Source organism: Nonomuraea sp. NPDC050783, assembly GCF_040802095.1.
Lineage (GTDB): Bacteria > Actinomycetota > Actinomycetes > Streptosporangiales > Streptosporangiaceae > Nonomuraea.
Genome location: NZ_JBFAHK010000030.1, coordinates 1 through 20,654, shown reverse-complemented (window position 1 = coordinate 20,654; position 20,654 = coordinate 1). Strand labels below are relative to the sequence as shown.

The following is a 20,654-nucleotide window of genomic DNA, read 5'->3' as shown; positions in this document are numbered from 1 at the left end:
CTCCTTCACACGGCGATGAGGTCGGTGAGGTGGGCCAGCATCCGCTCGGCGTCCGGCTCGCGGCCGGTGAACAGCCGGAAGGCGTGCACCGCCTGGAAGACGACCATGCCGCCGCCGTCCAGCGTCCGGCAGCCGAGCGCGCGCGCCTGCTTGAGCAGCTCGGTCTCCAGCGGCCGGTAGACGATGTCGGCCACCCACAGGCCGGGGTGCAGCAGCCCGGCCGGCAGCGGCAGTCCCGGATGGCGGGCCATCCCGGTCGGGGTCGCGTGCACCAGCCCCTCGGCGCCGGCCAGCAGCTCCGGCAGCTCGGCGGCGCTCGCGGGGCAGGCGCGGCCGGGGCCGAAGCGGGCGGCCAGCTCGCCGGCCAGCGCGGCGGCCCGCGCCGGGTCGGCGTCGACCAGGGTGATCCGGTCGGCACCCATCGTGAGCAGCGCGTGCGCCACCGCGGCTCCCGCGCCCCCGGCGCCGAGCTGCACGACCCGGCGCGTGGGCGCGTCGGGCAGGCCGCGGGCGAAGGACTCGGCGAAGCCCGTCCAGTCGGTGTTGTGGCCGATGGCCCGCTCGCCGTCGAAGACCACGGTGTTGACCGCGCCGAGCATGCGGGCGTCCGGTGACAGCTCGTCCAGGTGCGGGATGACGGCCTGCTTGCAGGGGTGGGTGATGTTGAGCCCGTCGTAGCCGAAGCGGCGGGCCGTGCGGACCAGCTCGCCCACCTCGCCGCCCACCCGGTCGGTGTCCAGCAGCCGGTAGACGTAGGGCAGGCCGTGATGCGCGGCCTCGCGCTCGTGCAGCGGCGGGCTGAGGGAGGTGCCGATGCCCGAGCCGATCAACCCGACCAGGAACGACTTCATCAACTTCTCCCTTTCAGCGGTACGGCAGCCGCTTGAACACCAGCGCCCTCCTAATGTACGTACTAGTGAGTTACTTGACCAGCTCCCCTCCCCCGGGTCGCGATCGCCGTTCGCGACGGGGTCGGCTCCGGCAGGTGCCGTACCGTGCGGGCGGCGCCCGGACATCAGCCTCGTCCCGACGGACGCATGACGGGACGAGGGCAGAGTGGCGGACCAGGAGAAGGCCAAGCGCCGCATCACCAGCGTGGACGTGGCGCGGGAGGCGGGGCTGTCGCGCGCCACGGTCAGCTTCGTCCTGAACGACACGCCGGGTCAGTCCATCCCCGAGGCCACCCGGCAGCGGGCGCTCCAGGCGGCGGCCCGCCTGGGTTACACGCCGTACGCGCCCGCCCGTACCCTGCGCAGCGGCCGTAGCGACGTCGTGCTGTTCGTCCTGCCCGACTGACCGCAGGGCCCCACCATGGCGGAGCTGGTCGACCGGGCCGCCCAGGTGCCGGCCGACGCCGGGCTGACCCTCATCACCCACGTGCACATCGGCAGGGACGACGATCTCGCGCGGCTGTGGACCGCGCTCGCCCCGGCGGCCGTGTTCGGCATGCGGCCGTTCACGGCCGGCGAGACGGCCGCCATGAAGCACGCGAACATCGCGGTGGTGCTGCCGTCCCCGGAGCAGAGCGGCCACGATGTCGGCTCGACCCTGTGGCTCAACGGCGTGGGCCGGCTACCGGCGCAGTACCTGATCGGGAAGGGGCACACCCGGCTCGCCTACGTCCTGCCCGACGACCCCCGGCTGAGAGCGCTGGATCAGGGGCGTGCCGAGGGAGCGGCCCAGGCGTGCGCGGAGGCCGGCCTGCCGGTACCGATCGTCTCGACCATCCCCCTGGACACCGCCGCGGCCGAGACGGTGGCGGGCTGGCGGCAGCCCCCGGCCGCCGTGTGCGCCTACAACGACGAGGTGGCCCTGGCACTGCTGGCCGGCATGCGGAAGCTGGCATGCGGTACGGGCTGTCCGGGTGGCCCTGCCCGGCGTCGGCGTTCTCGTTGAGGTAGGCGAGCACCTGGCAGCTGATCGCCGGTCCGCCCCGGTCCCGCGCGGCCAGGGCGACCGCCGCGGCGAGGGTGCCGCCCGCGCTGTCGCCGGCGACGGCCGGCCTGTCCGGGTCGAGGTGCAGGCCGCCGGCGTGTTCGGCGGTCCAGGCGGTGGCGGTGTAGGCGTCGTCGAACTGAGCGGAGGGCGGCGACTCCGGCACGCGCTCGTCCAGGTTGGGCCGGTGGAGCGGGACGCTCGATCACCAGGCCCAGGATCGCCGAGTAGAAGGCCACCTCGGCCTCGAGATCGCCGACGAGGAGCTCGGTGAACGCGAAGCGCTGGCCGACGGCCATGGTTCCTCCTGGCGAGTGGTGAGCCCCGGCGCGAAGGCCAGTACACCGGCCGGCGGGCGGCAGCGGACGCGGATGTTCCACTGATCGGGAACATCGCCGCGAACCTCGCAGCGCGGAGGAACACCCCCCGCGCACGTGCGGCAGCAACTCGTGCAAGCCGCTCACGACTTCCGGCGACAGCGCGGCACCTGCGTGGCCATCGGCCTCGGCCCACCACCCCGCCTGCGTCGTGGACGTGGACGTGGTGGCGACGGACCCGTTCCACGCGCTGGAGCACGGCGGCCGGCTGTCCGTCCTGCCGAACCGGCACGTGCCACAGGAGTACGCCAGCCGCCCGGCAGGACGAAGCACTGGGCGGTTCGCCGGGATGGCCTGCTGATCCGGGATGCCAGGGCCGCACGCCCGAGCAGCGGGCGGGCGCGAGGTCGTGCGCACGGCAAGGGCCTCTCACCTTCACCCCGTCGCAGCCACCGGACACAGCATCGACTACTACGCACAGGCTCGCCCTTCACCAGCTCAGCAGTTTCGAGCGGCCGGTCGGGGCCGGCGGCCGCGCACGCAGCACCCGCGCGCCCATCGGGAGCAGAGCCACGCAGAGCAGGCCGGTGACCAGCGCATCGGCGATCGAGGCACTCTTCAGCACGCCCATCCAGGTGCCTCCCGCCAGCAACACCATCACGGAGCGGGCGGTGCCGAAGACGCCCGCGCGCCAGGCGGCGATGGCCAGCAGGAGCGAGCCGGCGTACTGGCCGGCCGAGGCCCAGGCCGGTACGCGCCACGGTCCGTAGGAGATGTCGACGTACTCCTTCATGACCGCGTCGGTCGCCCGGTCCAGCCCGAGGACCTCGGTGAGCTGGAAGGCGGTCTGGTCGGCACCGGCGAAGTACAGCCGGGCGAAGAGCCCGGCGACCAGCAGAGCGGCGCCCCAGAAGGCGAGCTGGCCGCCTACGCACCGGGCCAGGGCGATGAAGGCGGGGAAGAGCAGCAACGCCCCCAGCGCGAAGACCGCGTAGGAGAGGGTGAGGAGAGCGGGTTCGGAGGTGTAGGCGAGCAACTGGCCGTAGGCGGCGAACGGCTGCGCCTCGGCCCACGCTTGTTGCTGAGGGGTGAGAGCGGTGACCGTGCTCACGTGACGCAGCAGGTATCCGGCGCACAGAACCACCGGTCCCAGGACAAGCGTCACACCGCCGATCCACCGGCCGGGAAAAGACGTGTTCATGGCGAGAGCCTGTCAAGGGCGAGCAGGCGGATCATCCCCCGATCGTCAACCATCACCCCTGTCGAAAGTCGGGTCCCGTGTCACGGCGTCGGCTTTCGACGCCACGGGGTTCGTGGACGAGCGCCGGGTCCGGGGTCCTCGGTCCTCAGGCCGGGATCCAGTTGCCGTGGAAGCCCGCGGGGATGCGCACCGGGACGTGCACCTCGGCGAGCGGGGGCGCGGCCAGGTCGGCGGCGTCCAGGATGGCCAGGTAGCTCGTACCGGCGCCGCGGTCGTGCGCGAACGTCATCAAGAAGCCCTCGTTCTCCCCGGTCCCGGTCCCGGCCCGGGGTACGAAGACGGCCTCGCCGCAGGTGTGGCCCGGAGCCAGGCGGTGCACCGCCCGCTCGCCGCCGCCGGTGAGGTCGTAGGCGTAGATCTGCGACCGCTCAGGCTCGGGGGCCAGGGAGAAGCTCGTCGTGTAGCCGTAACGGTGGGGCAGCCCGAGCACCGAGTCGGCCACCCGGGGGTATTCGCTGGGCTCGTCGTCGAGCGCCTCCTCGGCGACCGCGCCCGACCTCAGGTCCAGCGTCCAGCGGTACACGACCGGAAGCCCGCCCTCCAGGTCGTCGGCGCCGCCGCGCCACAGCGCGGGGACGCGGGTGCCGGTGACGGTGATCGTGTCGCCCCGCGGGTGCTCGAAGGCGTTCATGGTGTGCCACACGTAGCACGGGGCGACGTCGAACCAGCGTACGGGCGCGTCGTCGCCGGCCGTACGCGCCAGCACGCCGAACCGGGCGCGGTGCGCGTCGTCCCACCGCCACGGCGGCCCGCCCGCCGCGGCTCCGGCGCGGTCGAAGACGACCGGCAGATCCATGAAGATCACGTGGTTGCGGGTGATGGCGAAGTCGTGCATCATCGTCGCGCGCGGCACGTCCACGACTCGCCTCTGCACCACCTCGCCGGCGGCCGAGACGCGGTAGAAGGTCAGGTACGGCGGACGCAGCTGGTAGCCGAAGAACAGCAGCTCACCCGTGATCGGGCAGGTCTTCGGGTGCGCGGTCATCGGGGTCTGGAGGGCCCCCTCGAAGGTGTACGCCCCGATCGTGGCGAGCTCCGGCGTCATCTCGTACGGGAAGCCGCCCTCCTCCAGGGCGAACAGCCGGCCCGCGTGCGCGATCAGGTGGGTGTTGGCCGTGGTGACCCGGTAGTCGATCCGGTTGCTCTCCTGGTCGTAGGCGAGGGCGAAGCGGGATCGGCCGGGGTGCTCGTACAGCGGCGTGCGCACGTACCGGTTGCGGTACCAGCGTGCCCTGCCGCCCTCCAGCGCGATGGTGTGGATCATTCCGTCGCCCGCGAAGGAGTGCGGCGACCAGCCGGTACGCGGGTTGGGCCCGTTGCGGAAGAACTGCCCGCTCAGCTCGGCCGGGATCTCGCCGACGACCTTGGCGGGCTCCAGGGTCACCTCCTCGGCGACCGGTGCGTTGTTGCCGGCCAGATGCAGCGGCACGGTTTCGGACATATGGGAACTCCTGTCGGTATGAGTGGGGACGCCGACAACCGTGCACGAAAAAATCCGGGGACAACAGTCTTGTTCTTCCCGCCCGCCTCAGCCGCCCGGGCACCCGAAGCGCGAGCGGACAGGGCAGGCATGGCCAGCAGGCCGATGACCAGGAGCGAGCCGGCCGTCGCCAGGACGAGGCGGGCGGCGATCACGCCGCGGAACCAGGAAGGGTACGCCTTGGCGGCGGCATCGACGAAGGCTCCGGCATCGAGGCCACGCAGGCTCGGATCATCCGACTTACGAACGGCCGCCCTGATGTAGCGCGTGGTGAACACCTCACCGGGCATGATCACGCATCCGAGCACGAGGACGATCGCCTGGAAGATCCAGGACAGGATCGGGCCGGTCCCGCTTCCGCCCGGGTTGAGCACGGCGAGCGCGACGAGGCACACGCCGATGGACACCGCGAGGACGACGCTGGCCCGGCTCGCCCCGTGGCTCGTTCCCGCCATGAGCACCCACCTCCTGTACGGCCCCGGCAAAGCCCGCCACGACGACCACCTGCTCGCGGTCCACCAGGCGGCCGGCTTCACGGGACGGGACGCCGAGCAGGCCATGAAGACCGTCTTCACCTTCGTCCTGGGGTAACGCCCTCGGCGTGGCCTCCGAAGCGGCATGCAGAGCGCGCCTGCGCCGCACCGGCGGCGGCGAGCAGGCGCAGATCCGCGACGCGTTCGACTACGTGACGGTGAAGCCGCTGCACATCCGGCTGCTCGTCCTCGGCGTGGGGACGGCGGACCGGCGCATACCCGTACTGCTGGGCCTCGTCGTCCTTACGATCCGCGCCTACGTGATCCTGGCACGCGCGGGCCTGGCCCGGAGCGCTCGACCGCCTGCGGGCCTTCCCCTTCTCCCCCGCCCAGGTGAGCCTCGTTCGAGACCTGGAGGACGGCGAGCTGACGGTGCAGATCCGCCAGCGGATCAACGCCCGCCGCAACCGCCTGGACCCGAGCTTCGGCGTGCTCGCCGGCCCGGGGCTCAGCGAGGCGTTCGACAGCGCCTACCACGTGCCCACGCAGCTCCTGCACGAGCTGGAAGAGCTGCTCAGCCGGCTGCCCGGGGCCGGCGTGGGCATCGCCGGCCCGCGGGGATCGGGCAAGTCGACCTTGATCCGGCGATACCGCGAGGACCTTCCCGCCCGATCCCGGCCCGGCGACCTGCGGTTACGGGTGTCAGCCCCGGCCGACGCGGTCGATCGGTACGGGGACAGCCTCACGCCCGAGATCCTCGCCCGCCGGCCATCCGGCCTCGTCATGACCGTCGGCCCGGACCACTTCACCGGGTCGATCCGCCTCCGGCATCGCGAGCGGGATCCCATCGATGAGGTGAGGGTACGGGCGCGCCGCACCTGCCTGTCAGGCGGGCTCTCGCGCGGCCTCCTGCGGGCGGCCCGCCCAGGCCCGGCCTTCCTCGCCGACCCCGGCGACGGCGCACCCGGTGGCCATGGCCGCCGTCGACGACGACTGGTACGAGTGCGAGATCGACACACCGTCCGGCACGTACTGTCCCGGCGGGGTGAGCTCGCCGTGCAACGGCGAGCCGATGGACACCTTCGTCAACAACGCCGACTACCCCGACAGCTGGTCCAACCTCAATCTCGACCGCATCCTGGCCGGCAGGCCCGGCAGCGGCAGCGTCCGCTGGCGCAGCTACATCCGGTTTCCGCTGCCCGCGAAGAGCGGCCCGTTGAGCACGATGGCGTCCGCGCTCGTCCTCCTGTGGTTGTGCCGGCCGGGCACCGCATGTACGCGAGGCCGCCGCACGCAGCGGGAGTGCCGTCGTGGCCGGGGGCCGGTGGCGAACGTGGCATGTCACCGGCCCCCGGCCAGGCGATCGGCCGCCTCGGCGATCCTTTCGTCGGCGGCCGTCAACGCGATTCTCACGTGGCGCTTTCCACTGGCGCCGTAGAATTCGCCGGGAGCCACGAGGATGCCGATGCCGGCCAGTGCCTCCACGGATTCCCAGCCGTCGCGGGAGGGCTGGGCGGCCCAGAGGTAAAGGCCGCCCTGGGCAGGCGCGATTCGCCATCCGGCCCGCGCCAGCGCGGACGACAGGATCGATCTTCGCCTGAGGTAGCGTTGCCGCTGAACGTCGACATGCTCGTCGTCGAGCAGGGCGGCGGCCATCGCCGCGAGCACGGGCCGAGGAGGCAGCAATCCGAGATGACGGCGAAAGTCGCGCAGCTCGGAAAGGATTTCCCCATCACCCGTGACGAATCCGGCACGATATCCCGCCATGTTCGATCGCTTTGACAGCGAGTGCACGGCCAGCAGGCCGCGATGATCGCCGCCGCAGATCTCCGGATGCAGGACGGAGTACGGTCCGTCGCCGGAACCGAGGTCGATGTAGCACTCATCGGAGGCGAGCACGACGCTGCGCCCGCGCGCCCAGCAGACGATCTCTGCAATGCGCTCCGGTGGGAGAACGCCACCCGTGGGATTGGAGGGCGAGTTGATCCAGGCCAGGGTCACGCATTCGTCATCGGAGCGGTCAGGCCAATCGTCCGCTACGGGCTCGGCGCCGGCGAGCAGCGCTCCCACGGCATACGTGGGGTAAGCCAGCTCCGGATGGACCACCCGGTCTCCCGGCCTCGCTCCCAGCAGTCGCGGCAGCCAAGCGAGCAGTTCCTTCGACCCGAGCGTGGGAACCACCAGGTCCGGGTCGACCCGTACCTCGTGGCGGCGCAGTAGCCAGCCGGCCGCGGCCTCACCGAACGCCCGCTCCACACCGTCGAGAGACGACTGCCCGGCCGCCTGGACGAGGGCCTGTCTCACCGTCTCCGGTACCGGGTCGGCAGGTGCTCCCACAGACAGGTCGATGATGCCGCCCGGGTGCCGCATGGCAATGGACTTGTACGGCGAGAGGCGGTCCCAGGGAAATTGCGGAAGCGATGCGGAAATGCCGCCCTCCAACAAGGTCAACGCCTCTCCTTACGTGCGGTCCGAGCACTGGAATGAAATCTTGCGAAAGAGTCTTGCAACATCGTGTGACATGGACCCGATAACTGGATGAAGAACATTTGGCATGCCCGGCGCCGCGCAGCGCCGCCCTCGTTACAAGATCACAATTTGATGATGATAGAGCACGATACGCCCATATCGCCACTTCGGCCTATATATCGGCGCGATACTTAGTCGCCATACAGTCCACCCAAAATCCTTCATCCTGCCATCATTGGGAAATCTCCATTTTCCTTGTTATATCTCTCGAAGCTGCGGTAGACCTGGAAGTGGCGCAGCCAAAGGTATTGACCACTGAGCGTGGACGGCCTTACGACTCGCCGTGAAGTTGCCTGCATCACACGGCAATATCTCCTTCCGGTGACCGCCTTCAAACACATGGCTTTGCCATGCAGAAAAGCAGGTGAAGGATGGCAAGAGACGCTGTAAATCTTCCTGGCTCCGCAAAACCCGCCCCTCCGGCGGAGATCACCGAAAACCGGCTCCCCTGTATATCCGACGCTACTCTGCGCGACTCCGCGCACATGGCGGGCGTCGAATTCACACCATCGGACACGGCACTCATAGCCGGCCTGCTCGCCAAGACCGGAGTGAACCTCGTCGAAGTCGGAATGGTGTCGGGCCCCTCCAGTCCCGACGCCCCCGGCATAATCGCGGCACACGAGGCGGTGGGCCCTGAGCGGTGTCTGAGCCTGGTCATGGTCAGAGAGCGCAAACAGGTCGCCTCGGCCCTGAAGGAGGCCCGGCGGCTGGGGTGCCGCTCGGTGATGCTGTCGATCCCGACCTCGGAGGAGCACGCAGCGCTGAAACTGCCTTCAGCCAGCACCAAGTACCTCATCTCGCTGGCGCGCATGGCCATCGAGACGGCCAAGGAGCACGAGTTCCACGTGACCTTCAGCGGCGAGGACGGCGCGCGGACGGAGAAGGAACGGCTGGTCGCATACGTGGGCGCCGGCTTCGAGGCGGGCGCCGACAGGTTCCGGCTGGCCGAGACGGTCGCGATCCTCCTGCCGTGGCAGTGCGCGGACATCATCTCCGATCTGGCCCAGATCGACGGGGCCGAGATCGAGATGCACTCCCACAACATGCTGGGAATGGCGGTCGCCAACTCTCTGGCCGCTTTCGAGGCAGGAGCGGCCTGGATCTCGACGAGCGTGGGCGGCGTGGGCGAACGGGGCGGGAACGCGCCCCTGGCGGAACTCCTCTGTGCCCTGCGCGTCATCTACGGCGACGATCGCTTCGACCTGTCGCACCTGACGCCGCTGACCGACACCGTCCTCCCCAGGACGGGTCTGGGGCAGGCGTTCATGCCCGGTCCGACCACCCCGCACGCCTTCGCCTACGAACTTCCCGGCCAGCTCGCTCATCCAGCGGCTTACGAGACCGTACCGCCCGAGGTGGTCGGCAACCAGCGCAAGCTGCGCGTGCGCAGCCGCGTGACGCCCGGCCTGATCCAGTGGGCGCTCAACGGCTCCGGCATCGAGGTGGACGTGCCGTCCTTCTGCCAATGGCTTTCCGCACGAAACGGCGGCTCCTTGCTCGACCGTGAGGCGATCCACCGCCTCGCCTCCGAGTTTCAGCTCTCACACGAATGAGTTTGGAGAGGAAATGACACAGCTCAATGGCGTCTGCCCCGAATGCGAGACGCCTCTCTCGACCCCGCCGATCATGGCGGGAGAAACCCTCTCCTGTCCCGAGTGCCTGCTCACCCTGCGGGTCGAGGACGTGAATGACGGCACCCTCGTTCTCAAGATGGTCGAGACGCAGCTCCGTGACTGGGGCCAATGACGGAATCCGTCGGAAGGAGCGGCCCCGATGGGCGGCAGAATCGCAGTCGTAGCCGACCGGATCAGCTGGGAGGAACGTCAGCTCATCAAGGCGCTGGAAGAGCTGGGTCTTCAGGCCGAATGGGTCAACGACGAATCGCTGTGCCTGGGTCCGCAGAACAGCGGAGGACTCAGCGGGTACGATCTCGTCGTCGTCCGCAGCCGCAGCTACACCCGTGGCGGCCTGCTGGCCGCCATGACGGCGACCGCGGGAATCCCCACGGTGAACTCGGCGCCGGCCATCCAGGCGTGCGAGAACAAATTGGCTCTGCGCTGCCTTCTGCAGCAGGCGGGGATGCCCGTACCGGACTTTCGGCTCGTGGTCTCCCGCGACGACTTCAAGACCGCGATAGCGCAGATGCCGCTCCCTTTGGTCCTCAAGCCGACCTTCGGCGGAATGGGGCGGCGTGTACATCTCATCCGGGAAACCGATACAGCCCAGTCGCTCTATGACTACATCGAGGATCTCGGTCACGCTTTCGAGCAGGCCTGTCTCGTGGAGCCGTACCAAGGCGACCGCTCCGTCCGCTGTTTCGTGGTGGGACGGCGTATGGTCGCGGCGGCGGAGTTCGTCAGCGACGGCGACGAGTGGCGCAACAACGCGGCGGTCGGATCGCGCCAGCGGCCGATCCGGCACGAACCGGAGCTCGAACTGATCGCGGAGGAGGTCGCCGGCCTGCTCGGCGACGGGGTCTACGGCATCGACCTGTTCGCGACGTCGGCGGGTTACGTCATCAACGAGGTGAATCACGCGCCCGGGTTCCGTGCGGTGGCCAAGGCGACGGGCGTGGACATCCCCGCTCGCATCGGCAGGCTTGTTCAGGAGATCCTACGATGATCCGCATCGGCGTGGCGGGAGCCTCGGGCCTGGCAGGCGGCGAGCTCATCAGGCTGATCATGCAGCATCCCGAACTGGAGCTGACATTCCTGGGCGGTTCTCGCACCGTGGGGCGGCGACTCGTGGATCTGCACCCCGGCCTGCGCCACGATCCCGGACTCGTCGTCGAGCCGGTGACGCCCCGGCTGGCGGAACGCTGCGACGTGATGGTCCTGGCGACCCCTGCGGAGGTTTCGGCCGCCCTCGCCCCGGTGCTCGCGGAGCGGCTCCCGTGCCTGGTCGACCTGAGCGGGGCGTTCCGGATCACCTGCTCCGACGTGCACAAGCGCTGGTATCCGTCCGTCGACAGGCCGGACGGGCTGGTGGAGCGGTTCACGTACGGAGTCCCGGAACTGCTGGGAGACGAGCTGGCCGAAGCCCGGCTCATCTCCCTGCCCGGCTGCTACGCCACCGCGATCACGCTCGCGCTCGCCCCGCTCGTTCTCGGTTCGGGACTGCGCGTGGACAGTGTGCTGGTGGACGGCAAGAGCGGGTCCAGCGGCGGCGGCCTGCGCCCGCGGACGGCGGACCTGCATCCGTACCGCAGCGGTGCCATCACCCCCTACGCCCCCACGGGGCACCGGCACGCCGCCGAGGTGGGCCAGTTCTTCGCCCGGCGGCGCGCCGGCTCGATCGGCTCCCTCGCCATGTCGGCGTACGGGGTGTCGAACGTGCGCGGTCTGCTGGCGAGCTGCTACGTCCAGGCGAGGGGTGACCAGTTGGACGATCGGTCCCTGCACCGGGCGTATCTGCGGTTCTACCGGCAGCAACCGTTCGTCCGCGTCCGCAGGCACGCCGAGACCCTCATCCCCGTGCCGGATCCCCAGGCGGTGCTCGGTTCGAACTTCTGCGACCTCGCCGTCATGCGCGACGATGAGGGAGATCGTGTCGTCGTGCTCGCCGCCTTGGACAATCTGGTCAAGGGCGCGGCCGGTCAGGCGGTGCAGGCGATCAACAGGCGTTTCGGCCTGCCCGAGGAATGTGGTCTTGGCATGCAGCCGGTGGTGCCGGCATGAGCGGCACCCTCGTCGTGAAGGTCGGGGGAAGCTGTCTCACCGACCTCCCACCACCGTGGTGGGACGACCTCGCCCGGCAGGCCCGCGACCGTCGCCTCCTGCTGGTGCACGGCTGGTCGGGGCCGCTGAGGCGACTCGATCCCCGGCACGGCACGCCGTCCGCCTTCCTCCTGGACCGCTTCGGCAACCGCAGCCGATGGACGACCGAGACGGTGCTCCGGGACATCGAGAAGGTCAGCGACCTGATCGCGGACGAGATGACCGGCCTGCTCCGGGCCCGGGGGGTCACCCTGACCCGTTGTCCCGGCAGTGACGGCCTGCTCCGAGCGGGCCCCGGCGAGCGCTGGTGGTGGCGCGACAAGCAACTGGTGGAGCTGGACAATCTCGTAGGCCCGATCGTCGGAGTGAACCTCGACCGGCTCCCGGACGGCTCCTCCTGCCTACTGATCACGCCGCTGGCCCGCGACCCCGCCGGCCGGGTCGTGAACAGCGACGCCGATCGGGCCGCCGCCGCCCTGGCCGGTGCGGCCGGCGCCGACTGTCTCGTGCTCGTCACCGACGTGCCGTACGTGCTACGCGAGGGCACGCCGATCCGTCATCTGAACGCGGCCCAGGCCCGCGATTTCCGTGATCGCGGCGCCACGGGCGGCATGCGCAAGAAACTGCGGGCCGCAGGCGAGGCGCTGGCGGCCGGCGTAGAGCAGGTCGTCCTGGGAAACGCGTCCGTCTCGGAGCTGATCGACGGGACCTCCGGCACTTCGATCACCAAGAACTGAGGGGAACTCATGGCCGCCGTCCACGAACCCGTGCACGCGCCGCACCATCCGCCCACCGCCGCCCGCTACTCCTCGGCCGTCCGCCTCCCGGCGGGCGCAGAGGGATCGCTGCTGTTCATCAGCGGGCAGGTCGCGAAGGACGACCGGGGCAACCCGACGGCGATCGGCGACCCGGCAGCCCAGACGCACGTCATCTTCGACCTCATCACCGACATCCTGCGCGAAGCCGGCGGTGACCTGAACAACCTGGTCAGCGTCGTCATCCACCTCGTCAACATCGCGGATCTCCCGTCCGTCTCCAAGGTACGCAACGAACGACTGGCCGATCCGCTGCCGGCCAGCACCCTGGTCGCGAATGTCGCTCTGGCCAGGCCCGAGTTCCTGGTCGAGCTCACCGCGACCGCCTTCGTGCCGTCCCGCGCGACCTGACATCGAGAGGAACTCCCTTGGCATCCCCACGCGTACTCGTGGTCGACAACGGCAGCCTCTCCGTCAAGGCGCTCTGCCACCGCCTGGAATCCCTGGGAACGGTCGCCGACGTGGTGCCCTGTACAGAGGTGCCTCGGAAGCTGGACGGCGGCCACCAGGCCATCGTCCTCAGCGGCACCAAGGTACGGGCCTACGACCTGGAGCACTACAAGCCGCTGATCGAGCTCTACCGCGACGCGGACGTCCCCGTCCTGGGCATATGCGGTGGTATGCACATCATGGGAACGGCGGCGGGCGCCCGCCTGGTGCCCGGCGAGCAGCGTGTCGGCAACCACCGGGTGCACCTGGACGACCGCCAGGACGTGTTCGCCGCGGCGGATCGCACGGTGTCCCTTTTCCAGCGGCACACCCTCTACCTCCGGCAGGCGCCGCCGGGATTCCGTGTGATCGGCTGGTCGGAGGACTGTCCCGTCGAGTTCATTCGCTCCGAGGACGGGCGGCTGATCGGCTCGCAGGCCCACCTGGAGTTCCGGCGGGACGGGCTCGCCATCCTGCGGGGCTTCGTCCGCCTCATCGACACCCGGCCAAGGAATCTCACATGGTAACCACGACACCTCTGCCCGCCGAAGCCGTCGAGTGGTTCTCGGCGCCCAATCTGGCGTACGTCTCGACGATCGAGCCCGACGGCCGGCCACAGCTCTCCGTCGTCTGGGTCACCACCAGCGCCGACGGCGTTCTCTTCTCCACGATCAAGGGACGGCGCAAGCACGGCAACCTCCTTCGGGATCCCCGTGTGAGCATCCTGGCGGTCGACCCTGCCAGCCCCTATCGATACTGTGAAATAAGGGGAAGTGCGATCATTCGCGATGATCCGGAAGGAGCGCTCATCCAGGAGCTGTCCCAGCGATACACCCGGGCGCCCTTCACGGATCGGCAGGACGCCCAACGCGTCATCGTGACCGTCCGCCCCGAACGGGTCTTCGTGAAACAGTGACGTGATCGCCGATGGCCGGAGGTGCCGATGACGAACGAACTGATCGCGTTCGCGATCGCGTCCTTGCTGGTCTCCATGGCGCCCGGACCCACCACCGTGGTCATCCTGCGGCAGTCGATCCGCTCGGGACGAGCCGCCGGGGCGGCGACGGTCCTGGGCAACGAGACGGGCTGGTTGGTGTGGTGCCTGGCGGCGGCCCTCGGGCTTTCCGCGCTGCTGCTGGCCTCGCAGCTGGCCTTCGACATCATGCGGATCTCCGGTGCCGCCGTCCTGGTCTGCGTCGGCGCGAGGACCTTGTGGCAGGCGCGCTCCACGCGCGATCCCGCCGCGGACGGCGGCACTGCCGTGCCTGCCGAGACATCCTTGCGGCACTGCTACCGCATGGGGCTCCTGACCAATCTCGCCAACCCGAAGGCCGGGGTGTTCGCGCTCTCCTTCCTGCCGCAGTTCGTCCCGGACGGGGCGCCGGCACTGCCGACGTTGCTGGTGCTCGCGGTGGGTTCGGCTCTCATCGACCTGGTCTGGTATCTGGGCATCGTCCGCCTGGTCTGCGCGGCCCGGCGGCTTCTCTCACGGCCGGCCGTACGGCGGTGGCTCGAGTACGTCTCGGGCACCGTCCTGATCGGGCTGGCCATGCGCCTGGCCCTGACCAGCAGATCATGAAGGGCCTCGCCCTCTGCCCGCGAGGCTTCGGAAAAGACCGGCCGTTCGCCGCGAATCGCTCCCTTCGCCGTGCCCCATCTTGCAACGGACCAGGATTCCCAAGACCGGGAGAACGGCCGCGCCGCCGTAACCAGCCGCCGTGACCGAGCGACAGGTTCATCATGACGCGCTACCGCTGTCTGGCGACGGCCTACCGATACAGATCGACGCCCGGGACGAGGATCAGCCCGAGCTGGTCGCACGCCTGCGCCTGCTGGACAACCGGGCGGCGACGCAGACGACGACCCGTCCCTGCTCCCACATGCCTGGATAAGGAGTTCCACGGGCGATGAAGTCGTACCCGCCGGAGTTCAAGGCGGACGCCGTCGCGTTGTATCCGTCCGATCCGGGACGGACGCCGGCCTCGGTGGCCGGGGACTCGGGGATCAGCCGGGAGACGCTGCGTAACTGGGTGCGTCAGGCGCAGGCCGACGGCAGCGCGGGCGCCAAGGCGCGGGGCCCGGCCAGGAAGCCGGCACGGGGCCCGCTATCGTCCGATGACGTGCTGGAAGAGAAGAACAAGCAGCTCAAGGCCCGGATCGGGGAGCTGGAGCTGGAGCGCGACATCCTGCCCTGGGCAACGACAGTCGCCTTCAGAACGAGATCAGCCTGCTTCGGGCATGTGGCAGTGTTCGTGCCAGCGCTATGAGCGCGCCGCCGATCCGCATGCGACGGAGACTGCCTCGTCGTCGGCGCCCAGGAAGCGGTGGACCCTGATCAGGGAGGGACTACGGCCCTTGTTCTTGTCAGTGGAGATGGTCGGCTCGACCGCGATCTCCGACACGCCGCGCCGTGCCCGCCGCCGCGTGTCGGGGCCGGGGCACAGGCCGGGGCATCCGGCTCCCCGGCGCCGCTGTCGATCCAGGCACTCGCGAAGAGTTCGTGGATCGTTGTGGCTCCCGCCGCTCGGGCACCGACCGGGTAATGAGACTAGGCTCTGATGTATTGGGATGTGGCCGTGAAGGGATCCGATCATCAGCAGCGACTTTGTCTCTCCATGGGAGGACCGGCCGAGGCCGGTGCGCCGCCGTATTACCGAAGCAGCCATCCTGAGCGCCCGCAACCAGAGCCCGGCCGACGTCGCCCAGTGGACCTGCCCGCATGGGCAGCATGCCGGGCACGGCTGCGTCGCGTGCTATCACGCCGCCGCCGATGCCGATCCGGCACAGCCGCTGTGGGAGGTCGCGGCGTGGTTCACCACGGAGCGGCCGATTCCCATCAGGGCGCTGCAGGACGTGCACCGCCACGGCCGCGACCTCACGCTCACCCAGCCGTCGACGCCCCTCGTCTACCTTCTGAGCGCACGCGTGAGAGCCGCCCTGGGCGCGGAGGCGGTGGCGGGAGTGGTGGGTTTCCTGGTGCAGAACCGGCACATCGTCGACGAGTTCACCGTGACGGAGATCCGTGCCGCCCACTCCTGAACGTTCCTCTGCCAGGGTCCGTGCGATCCCGGTGTGGCGTTCAGTGAGCATCACGCGGCCAAGAGCGCCGTTCACCCGGGGCAGGCGCGTCCACCAGATCACGCTCGTCTGCGTCTGCGGTAGGCGCGCTGCTGACATGCTCGCGAGCAGTACGCGCGCGGCCTCCCCGACACCGGCTGCTCCACCGGCTCACCGCACACCCGGCACCGACTTTCGTCACGCTTTACGTCACGCTCTTGGGCGACGAGCAGCTCGACGCCGTCGAGCAGGCGGGCCAGGCCGAACTCGAACGGGTCCTCCGGCTCGTCGTAGCCGCCCGACTCCCACAACCAGGTGAGCGTCGGATAGCGGTCGAGGTGGGCGTAGAGCGAGTCGCGCGCCCCCCACCACTCCTCGTGACTGACACCGCTGCTCTCCTCGGCCCGCCTGGTCTCCAGCAACCGCAGCGACTCGGCGTCGACGAACCTGCCGACCAGGTCGACCACGGCGATCATCCGGGCCGGCGTCAGGCCGGTGTCGCGCACCGCGGCGAGCATCGAGTCGTAGTACGCCACCGCGTTGGGCCCGGGGACGTGCCGGCCGCCCCGGATCTCCGCCAGCCAGGGATGCCGCCGGCGCAGCTCGTACCCCTGACGCGCGCACGCCTCCAGCCGCGCCCGCCAGGTCGGTCCGTCGGGCGCCGCGACCCCGGCCAGCACCGCGTCCTGCATCAGGTCGACCAGATGGTCGCGCCCCGGCACGTGCCGGTACAGCGACATCGTGGTGAAGCCCAGGCGCTCGGCGACCTTGCGCATCGACAGGCCGGCCAGGCCCTCGGCGTCCGCCACCTCGACGGCCGCGCGCACGATCCCGTCCGTGCTCAGCCTGGCACGCGGGCCCTGGTTCCACAGCAGTTCCACCCCGAGATCGGGGTCGTCCGCCTTGCTCATGCCATCCTCCTCGTTTATGGTATACACCCATGTACGCCATAAACAAGCAAGACCTGTACGTTTCCCCGCACGGCGACGACGCCGGCCCCGGCACCCGGGAAAGCCCCTTCGCCACCCTCGACCGGGCCAGGCTCGCCGCCCGGGAGCTGTCCGGCGACGTCGTCGTCCACCTGCGCGCCGGCACCCACACGCTGACCGCCCCCCTCGCGCTCACCGGCGAGGACGGCGGTCGCGACGGCCATCGGATCACCTACCAGGCCTTCAACTACGGCACCCCCGAACAGGAGACGGCCGTCGTCAGCGGCGGCCGGGAGATCACCGGCTGGCGCGAGGAGGACGGCCACCTGGTGGCCGACGTCGGCGACCTGGACACCCGCCAGCTCTACACCGGCGACCCGCTCCGCCGCGCCGAGCGCGCCGGCATCGACGCCCTACCCGGCGACGCCACCCGTACCGTCACGGGTTACGTCACGGACAGCGCCGCCCCGCTCGCCTGGCGCAGCCCGTCCGACGTCGAGTTCGTCCACCGGGGCGTCTACCCGTGGACCGAGGCCCGCATGGGCGTCGCCGCCGTCGCCCCCGACGGCGACGGCGCGGCGATCACCATGGCGCAGCCCGCCTTCGCCCGCGCGATCGAGCTCTACAACTTCTCCTGGGAGGAGCACGTCCAGGCCGGCCCGCCGCTGCCCACCAGGATCGAGAACGACGCCGCCTTCCTCACCGAGCCGGGCACCTTCGTCCTCGACCGCTCCCGCCCCGGCCGGCATCGGCTCCGCTACCTGCCCCGCCCCGGTGAGGAGCCCCGCGTCGTGGCTCCCGTCCTGGAGACCCTGGTACGCGTCACCGGCGCGCACGGCGTCTCCTTCCGCGGCCTGGTCTTCGCCGACGCCACCTGGCTGCGCCCCAGCGGCCCGGCGGGCTTCCTGCACTACCACGGCAACGGCTACTACGACGGCGGCCCCATCGAGAAGGTCGTCATCGTCGAAGGCCAGGCTTGGGTCACGGTGCCGGGCCGATCCGAGACGATCCCCGCCTGCGTCGTCGCCGAGGACGCAGGCGACGTCGTCTTCGAGGGCTGCCGGTTCACCCGGCTCGGCGCCGCCGGGCTCGGCCTGACCGGCGGCTCGGGGCTGGTCGTGCGCGGCTGCGACTTCGACACCCTGTCCGCCGCCGCGATCACGGTCACCGGCGGCAGCGACGTCCTCGTCGAGGACAACCTGGTCGAGCGCGTCGGCCTGGACTACTCGGGCTCCCCCGGCATCGCCCTGTCCGGCACCGACGGCTGCACCGTCGCCGGCAACCACGTCCGCGAGGTCCCGCACTGCGGCATCGTGGCGGGACCCAGCCGCCGCACCCGTATTCTGCGCAACCTCGTCACCGGCACGATGAGCGTGCTCGCCGACGGCGGCGGCGTCTACCTGTCCGGCCCTCAGGGCAGCTCGCACGACGACGGCGCCGAGATCGGCGGCAACGTCATCAAGGACACGCGCACGCCGTACAACTTCGGGCTTTACACCGACTACGGCGCCGCCTGGGTGACCGTCGAGGGCAACGTGGTCGCGGGCGCCGACAACACCGCCGTGCTGCAGGTGTCGCCGCCGCTGGACAACGTCGTCTACCGGGGCAACTTCTGGGACGCCGACCCCTCCGGCGCCGACGCGGTCCCGGACGGGGTCACCTACGAGGACAACACCACGCTGGCCGAAGGGCTGGACGAGGCCACCGCGCACATCCAGGCCCGCGCGGGACTGCGGCGCGGCCGGGGGGGCAGCAGCGTGACCTGACGCCCCCGGCGTGAACGTCCCCGCCGTCGGGCCCGGCACTGATCCGGCGGCGCTGCCGAGTTCCCGCTCCTCGCCAAGGCGAGCCTCGGACAGGTCATGGAGCATCCGGCGGTCCCGGCGCGGGCCGCGCGCACCGCCGCGTCCAGCCCATCCGCCGATGATGTGGGGGTGGCCCGGACCTCTGTCCGCCTCCCTCTCGCCGGCCGGACGCGGACGCGGCCAGGAACTCATCGCGGCCGCCGCGAAGCCAGGGATTCAGCTGTCGAAGGCCCGTACCGCGGCGGCGATCGGTTCGAGCCGCGCGATCAGCTCGTCCAGCTCGTCCGCGCTGAGCGCGTCGTAGACCGGCGCGGCCAGCTCGTCGGTGAGCGCCTCGATCCTTTGCTTGGTCTGCCGGCCGGCGTCGGTGAACGTGCCGGCGGCGTCCAGGAGGCCGCGGCGGCGCAACCCGTCGATGACGGCGCTCAGCCGGGCCTGGGGCAGGTGGTGGATGCGGCCGAACTCCTCCGCCCTCATGCCGAGGGAGACGGCCATGAGGACGTGGGCCTCGGTGCCGCCGATGCCGTGGGCGAGAAGGGCGGCGTTGTGGCCGTCGCCGCGGTGCTCCCGCAGCAGCGTCGCCGCGTGCCAGAGCCGGGCCACCGGCTCCTCGGGCACGTCGAGCGCCCGCAGCCCCGCGTACAGGGGCCGGCCCTCGATCGGCGCGCTGACCGCTGCCCGGGTGGCGAGGTCGGCGGCCCGCGCCAGAGCGGGCGTGCCGGCGAGCTCGCCGATCATCTGCCGCAGGGCGGCGGTGCTGCCCTGCTCGCGCACGGCGATCGCCTCCTGCGGGGTGATCTTTCCCCACACCCAGGGGATGTGGCGGGCCACCTCGCCGTCGGCGAAGTTGTAGAAGACCGCGTGGACCACCTCGGCCGGTACCGTCCCGAGCGGCGCGGCGCGGCCCGCGAAGTATCCGTCCCAGTAGTTGCGCATGCCGACGGCCAGGAACGCCTCGTTCGCCACCTCGGAGAAGGTGACGGTGCCGATCGGCTCGACGAGGTCGAACATGCGGTGGATCTTGGCCTGCGGGTGCTGCGGCATCGGTTGACATCTCCCTCGGTGGTGACAGCGCCCTCGTGGGGGGCCGTTCACCTTGGCTACGAACGACGCGGCCCGGATCCGACAACTCCGGCCGATGATTTTCCGGTCGATTCTGCCGGACGGCATCACCGGCTCGCGTCCGGGCTGCGCGTGTTGCGGTCGTGGCACAGGGGCGCGCGGGCGTAGCCGTGCGTGTGGCAGTGATCCCGGTGCGTCGCGCGGCTGGTCCTCCAGGCCGCGCGGATGAAGCCCCTCGGCGCCGTCACCGCGGCCCAGAGCCCGCTCACCGGAAGTTGTTTTCGTTATACGTTGTTCGGGTGTTGGGGCTTCCGTTTCGTTTCCGCTGGAGGACGTCATGAGCCGGGAAGACCCCGCCGAGCGCGATCCCGCCTGGATCTTCGTGACCAACCACACCCGCGTGCTGGTGGTCCTGGCGACCGACCCGCGTGCGCGGATTCGGGACATCGCGGCCGCCATCGGCATCACCGAACGTGCCGTCCACTCGATCATCGCCGATCTGGAGGAGGCCGGTTACGTGCAGCGGGTACGCGAGGGGCGCCGCAACAGCTACCAGGTCATGCCGGACGGCCGGCTGCGCCATCCCAGCCAGAGCGCGCTTTCGGTGCAAGGGCTCATCGACCTGTTCATGGGCACCATAGTGATCCCCGGCACCGGGCGTGATCCCGGCCAGGACGACGAACCACCGGACGCCCCGGCCCGGGACTGAGCCCGCCCCCAGGCAGCCCTGCCCACACGGATGCCGGCCGCCGTCGATACTTAGCGCCCGAGGATCGGGGTAGAGGACATCGCTGAAGTGGCTGCGGCGGCGGGCCCGGCGCTCGATCGCCGTAGCACGGGACA

At 70.4% G+C, this 20,654-nt stretch carries 25 protein-coding genes and 1 pseudogene; 17 read left to right on the top strand and 9 right to left on the bottom strand.

Annotation, left to right across the window (positions count from 1 at the left end; translation table 11 throughout):
- Window positions 1–5 precede the first annotated feature (5 nt).
- Window positions 6–851, bottom strand: a complete 846-nt coding sequence (locus AB0H75_RS44250; RefSeq protein WP_367806913.1) for a shikimate dehydrogenase — start codon at window positions 849–851, stop codon at window positions 6–8.
- Between the two features lie 205 nt (window positions 852–1,056).
- Here AB0H75_RS44250 and AB0H75_RS44245 point away from each other — a divergent pair, with 205 nt between their 5' ends.
- On the top strand, window positions 1,057–1,296 hold the full coding sequence (locus tag AB0H75_RS44245; RefSeq protein ID WP_367806911.1) for a LacI family DNA-binding transcriptional regulator: 240 nt from the start codon (window positions 1,057–1,059) through the stop codon (window positions 1,294–1,296).
- Between the two features lie 15 nt (window positions 1,297–1,311).
- The gene (locus AB0H75_RS44240) at window positions 1,312–1,896 is read left to right on the top strand and encodes a substrate-binding domain-containing protein (protein ID WP_367806909.1); all 585 of its coding nucleotides are present in this window, start codon (window positions 1,312–1,314) and stop codon (window positions 1,894–1,896) included.
- A 13-nt stretch (window positions 1,897–1,909) separates the two neighbouring features.
- On the opposite strand, the pseudogene AB0H75_RS44235 reads toward AB0H75_RS44240, so the two are convergent.
- Window positions 1,910–2,101 (bottom strand): annotated as a pseudogene (locus AB0H75_RS44235) (alpha/beta hydrolase fold domain-containing protein); the annotation flags it as partial.
- 362 nt (window positions 2,102–2,463) lie between these two features.
- Here AB0H75_RS44235 and AB0H75_RS44230 point away from each other — a divergent pair.
- Window positions 2,464–2,613, top strand: a complete 150-nt coding sequence (locus AB0H75_RS44230; protein WP_367806907.1) for a hypothetical protein — start codon at window positions 2,464–2,466, stop codon at window positions 2,611–2,613.
- A 129-nt stretch (window positions 2,614–2,742) separates the two neighbouring features.
- On the opposite strand, the gene AB0H75_RS44225 is transcribed toward AB0H75_RS44230, so the two are convergent.
- The 3 genes from AB0H75_RS44225 to AB0H75_RS44215 all read right to left on the bottom strand — a co-directional run bounded on the left by AB0H75_RS44225 (window position 2,743) and on the right by AB0H75_RS44215 (window position 5,400).
- Window positions 2,743–3,453, bottom strand: a complete 711-nt coding sequence (locus AB0H75_RS44225; RefSeq protein WP_367806905.1) for a hypothetical protein — start codon at window positions 3,451–3,453, stop codon at window positions 2,743–2,745.
- 145 nt (window positions 3,454–3,598) lie between these two features.
- Window positions 3,599–4,954, bottom strand: coding sequence for a carotenoid oxygenase family protein (locus AB0H75_RS44220; protein ID WP_367806903.1), 1,356 nt, complete (start codon window positions 4,952–4,954; stop codon window positions 3,599–3,601).
- Window positions 4,894–5,400 carry a hypothetical protein gene (locus tag AB0H75_RS44215; RefSeq protein ID WP_367806901.1) on the bottom strand — a complete coding sequence of 169 codons (507 nt, stop codon included), beginning with the start codon at window positions 5,398–5,400 and terminating at the stop codon, window positions 4,894–4,896. The genes AB0H75_RS44220 and AB0H75_RS44215 overlap by 61 nt, the downstream gene beginning before the upstream one ends.
- Here AB0H75_RS44215 and AB0H75_RS44210 point away from each other — a divergent pair.
- Window positions 5,393–5,584 (top strand): hypothetical protein, encoded by a 192-nt coding sequence (locus AB0H75_RS44210; protein ID WP_367806899.1) that lies wholly within the window; start codon window positions 5,393–5,395, stop codon window positions 5,582–5,584. The genes AB0H75_RS44215 and AB0H75_RS44210 overlap by 8 nt on opposite strands.
- 767 nt (window positions 5,585–6,351) lie before the next feature.
- Here the strand turns inward: AB0H75_RS44210 and AB0H75_RS44205 are convergent.
- Both AB0H75_RS44205 and dapC read right to left on the bottom strand, forming a co-directional pair.
- The gene (locus AB0H75_RS44205; RefSeq protein WP_367806897.1) at window positions 6,352–6,558 is read right to left on the bottom strand and encodes a hypothetical protein; all 207 of its coding nucleotides are present in this window, start codon (window positions 6,556–6,558) and stop codon (window positions 6,352–6,354) included.
- 249 nt (window positions 6,559–6,807) lie between these two features.
- The gene (gene dapC, locus AB0H75_RS44200) at window positions 6,808–7,917 is read right to left on the bottom strand and encodes a succinyldiaminopimelate transaminase (RefSeq protein WP_367806895.1); all 1,110 of its coding nucleotides are present in this window, start codon (window positions 7,915–7,917) and stop codon (window positions 6,808–6,810) included.
- Between the two features lie 449 nt (window positions 7,918–8,366).
- On the opposite strand from dapC, the gene AB0H75_RS44195 reads away from it, so the two are divergent.
- From AB0H75_RS44195 to AB0H75_RS44145, 11 genes are all read left to right on the top strand, one after another.
- The gene (locus AB0H75_RS44195; protein ID WP_367806893.1) at window positions 8,367–9,551 is read left to right on the top strand and encodes a hypothetical protein; all 1,185 of its coding nucleotides are present in this window, start codon (window positions 8,367–8,369) and stop codon (window positions 9,549–9,551) included.
- 13 nt (window positions 9,552–9,564) lie between these two features.
- The gene (locus AB0H75_RS44190; protein ID WP_367806891.1) at window positions 9,565–9,744 is read left to right on the top strand and encodes a hypothetical protein; all 180 of its coding nucleotides are present in this window, start codon (window positions 9,565–9,567) and stop codon (window positions 9,742–9,744) included.
- 27 nt (window positions 9,745–9,771) lie between these two features.
- A complete protein-coding gene (locus AB0H75_RS44185) occupies window positions 9,772–10,620 on the top strand; it encodes a RimK family alpha-L-glutamate ligase (protein WP_367806889.1) in 849 nt (282 codons plus the stop codon).
- A complete protein-coding gene (gene argC / locus AB0H75_RS44180; RefSeq protein ID WP_367806887.1) occupies window positions 10,617–11,675 on the top strand; it encodes an N-acetyl-gamma-glutamyl-phosphate reductase in 1,059 nt (352 codons plus the stop codon). The genes AB0H75_RS44185 and argC overlap by 4 nt, the downstream gene beginning before the upstream one ends.
- On the top strand, window positions 11,672–12,451 hold the full coding sequence (locus tag AB0H75_RS44175) for a hypothetical protein (RefSeq protein WP_367806885.1): 780 nt from the start codon (window positions 11,672–11,674) through the stop codon (window positions 12,449–12,451). Before argC ends, AB0H75_RS44175 begins: the two co-directional genes overlap by 4 nt.
- Before the next feature lie 9 nt (window positions 12,452–12,460).
- Window positions 12,461–12,880 (top strand): RidA family protein, encoded by a 420-nt coding sequence (locus tag AB0H75_RS44170; protein ID WP_367806883.1) that lies wholly within the window; start codon window positions 12,461–12,463, stop codon window positions 12,878–12,880.
- A 17-nt stretch (window positions 12,881–12,897) separates the two neighbouring features.
- A complete protein-coding gene (locus tag AB0H75_RS44165; protein ID WP_367806881.1) occupies window positions 12,898–13,485 on the top strand; it encodes a type 1 glutamine amidotransferase in 588 nt (195 codons plus the stop codon).
- Entirely contained in the window at window positions 13,479–13,874 is a 396-nt protein-coding gene (locus AB0H75_RS44160; RefSeq protein WP_367806879.1) for a PPOX class F420-dependent oxidoreductase, read from the top strand. Before AB0H75_RS44165 ends, AB0H75_RS44160 begins: the two co-directional genes overlap by 7 nt.
- Before the next feature lie 27 nt (window positions 13,875–13,901).
- On the top strand, window positions 13,902–14,537 hold the full coding sequence (locus AB0H75_RS44155; protein WP_367806877.1) for a LysE family translocator: 636 nt from the start codon (window positions 13,902–13,904) through the stop codon (window positions 14,535–14,537).
- A 328-nt stretch (window positions 14,538–14,865) separates the two neighbouring features.
- Window positions 14,866–15,225 carry a transposase gene (locus AB0H75_RS44150; protein WP_367806875.1) on the top strand — a complete coding sequence of 120 codons (360 nt, stop codon included), beginning with the start codon at window positions 14,866–14,868 and terminating at the stop codon, window positions 15,223–15,225.
- Window positions 15,226–15,595: 370 nt separating this feature from the next.
- Window positions 15,596–15,997, top strand: a complete 402-nt coding sequence (locus AB0H75_RS44145) for a hypothetical protein (RefSeq protein WP_367806873.1) — start codon at window positions 15,596–15,598, stop codon at window positions 15,995–15,997.
- A 98-nt stretch (window positions 15,998–16,095) separates the two neighbouring features.
- Here AB0H75_RS44145 and AB0H75_RS44140 read toward each other — a convergent pair whose 3' ends face one another.
- On the bottom strand, window positions 16,096–16,926 hold the full coding sequence (locus AB0H75_RS44140) for a TetR/AcrR family transcriptional regulator (RefSeq protein ID WP_367806871.1): 831 nt from the start codon (window positions 16,924–16,926) through the stop codon (window positions 16,096–16,098).
- A 29-nt stretch (window positions 16,927–16,955) separates the two neighbouring features.
- On the opposite strand from AB0H75_RS44140, the gene AB0H75_RS44135 reads away from it, so the two are divergent.
- Window positions 16,956–18,710 (top strand): right-handed parallel beta-helix repeat-containing protein, encoded by a 1,755-nt coding sequence (locus AB0H75_RS44135; RefSeq protein ID WP_367806869.1) that lies wholly within the window; start codon window positions 16,956–16,958, stop codon window positions 18,708–18,710.
- 255 nt (window positions 18,711–18,965) lie between these two features.
- Here AB0H75_RS44135 and AB0H75_RS44130 read toward each other — a convergent pair whose 3' ends face one another.
- Complete coding sequence (locus AB0H75_RS44130; protein ID WP_367806867.1) at window positions 18,966–19,793, bottom strand: MarR family winged helix-turn-helix transcriptional regulator; 828 nt, start codon at window positions 19,791–19,793, stop codon at window positions 18,966–18,968.
- A gap of 355 nt (window positions 19,794–20,148) precedes the next feature.
- Between AB0H75_RS44130 and AB0H75_RS44125 the strand changes: the two genes are divergently transcribed.
- Entirely contained in the window at window positions 20,149–20,520 is a 372-nt protein-coding gene (locus AB0H75_RS44125) for a helix-turn-helix transcriptional regulator (RefSeq protein WP_367806865.1), read from the top strand.
- Window positions 20,521–20,654: the final 134 nt, after the last annotated feature.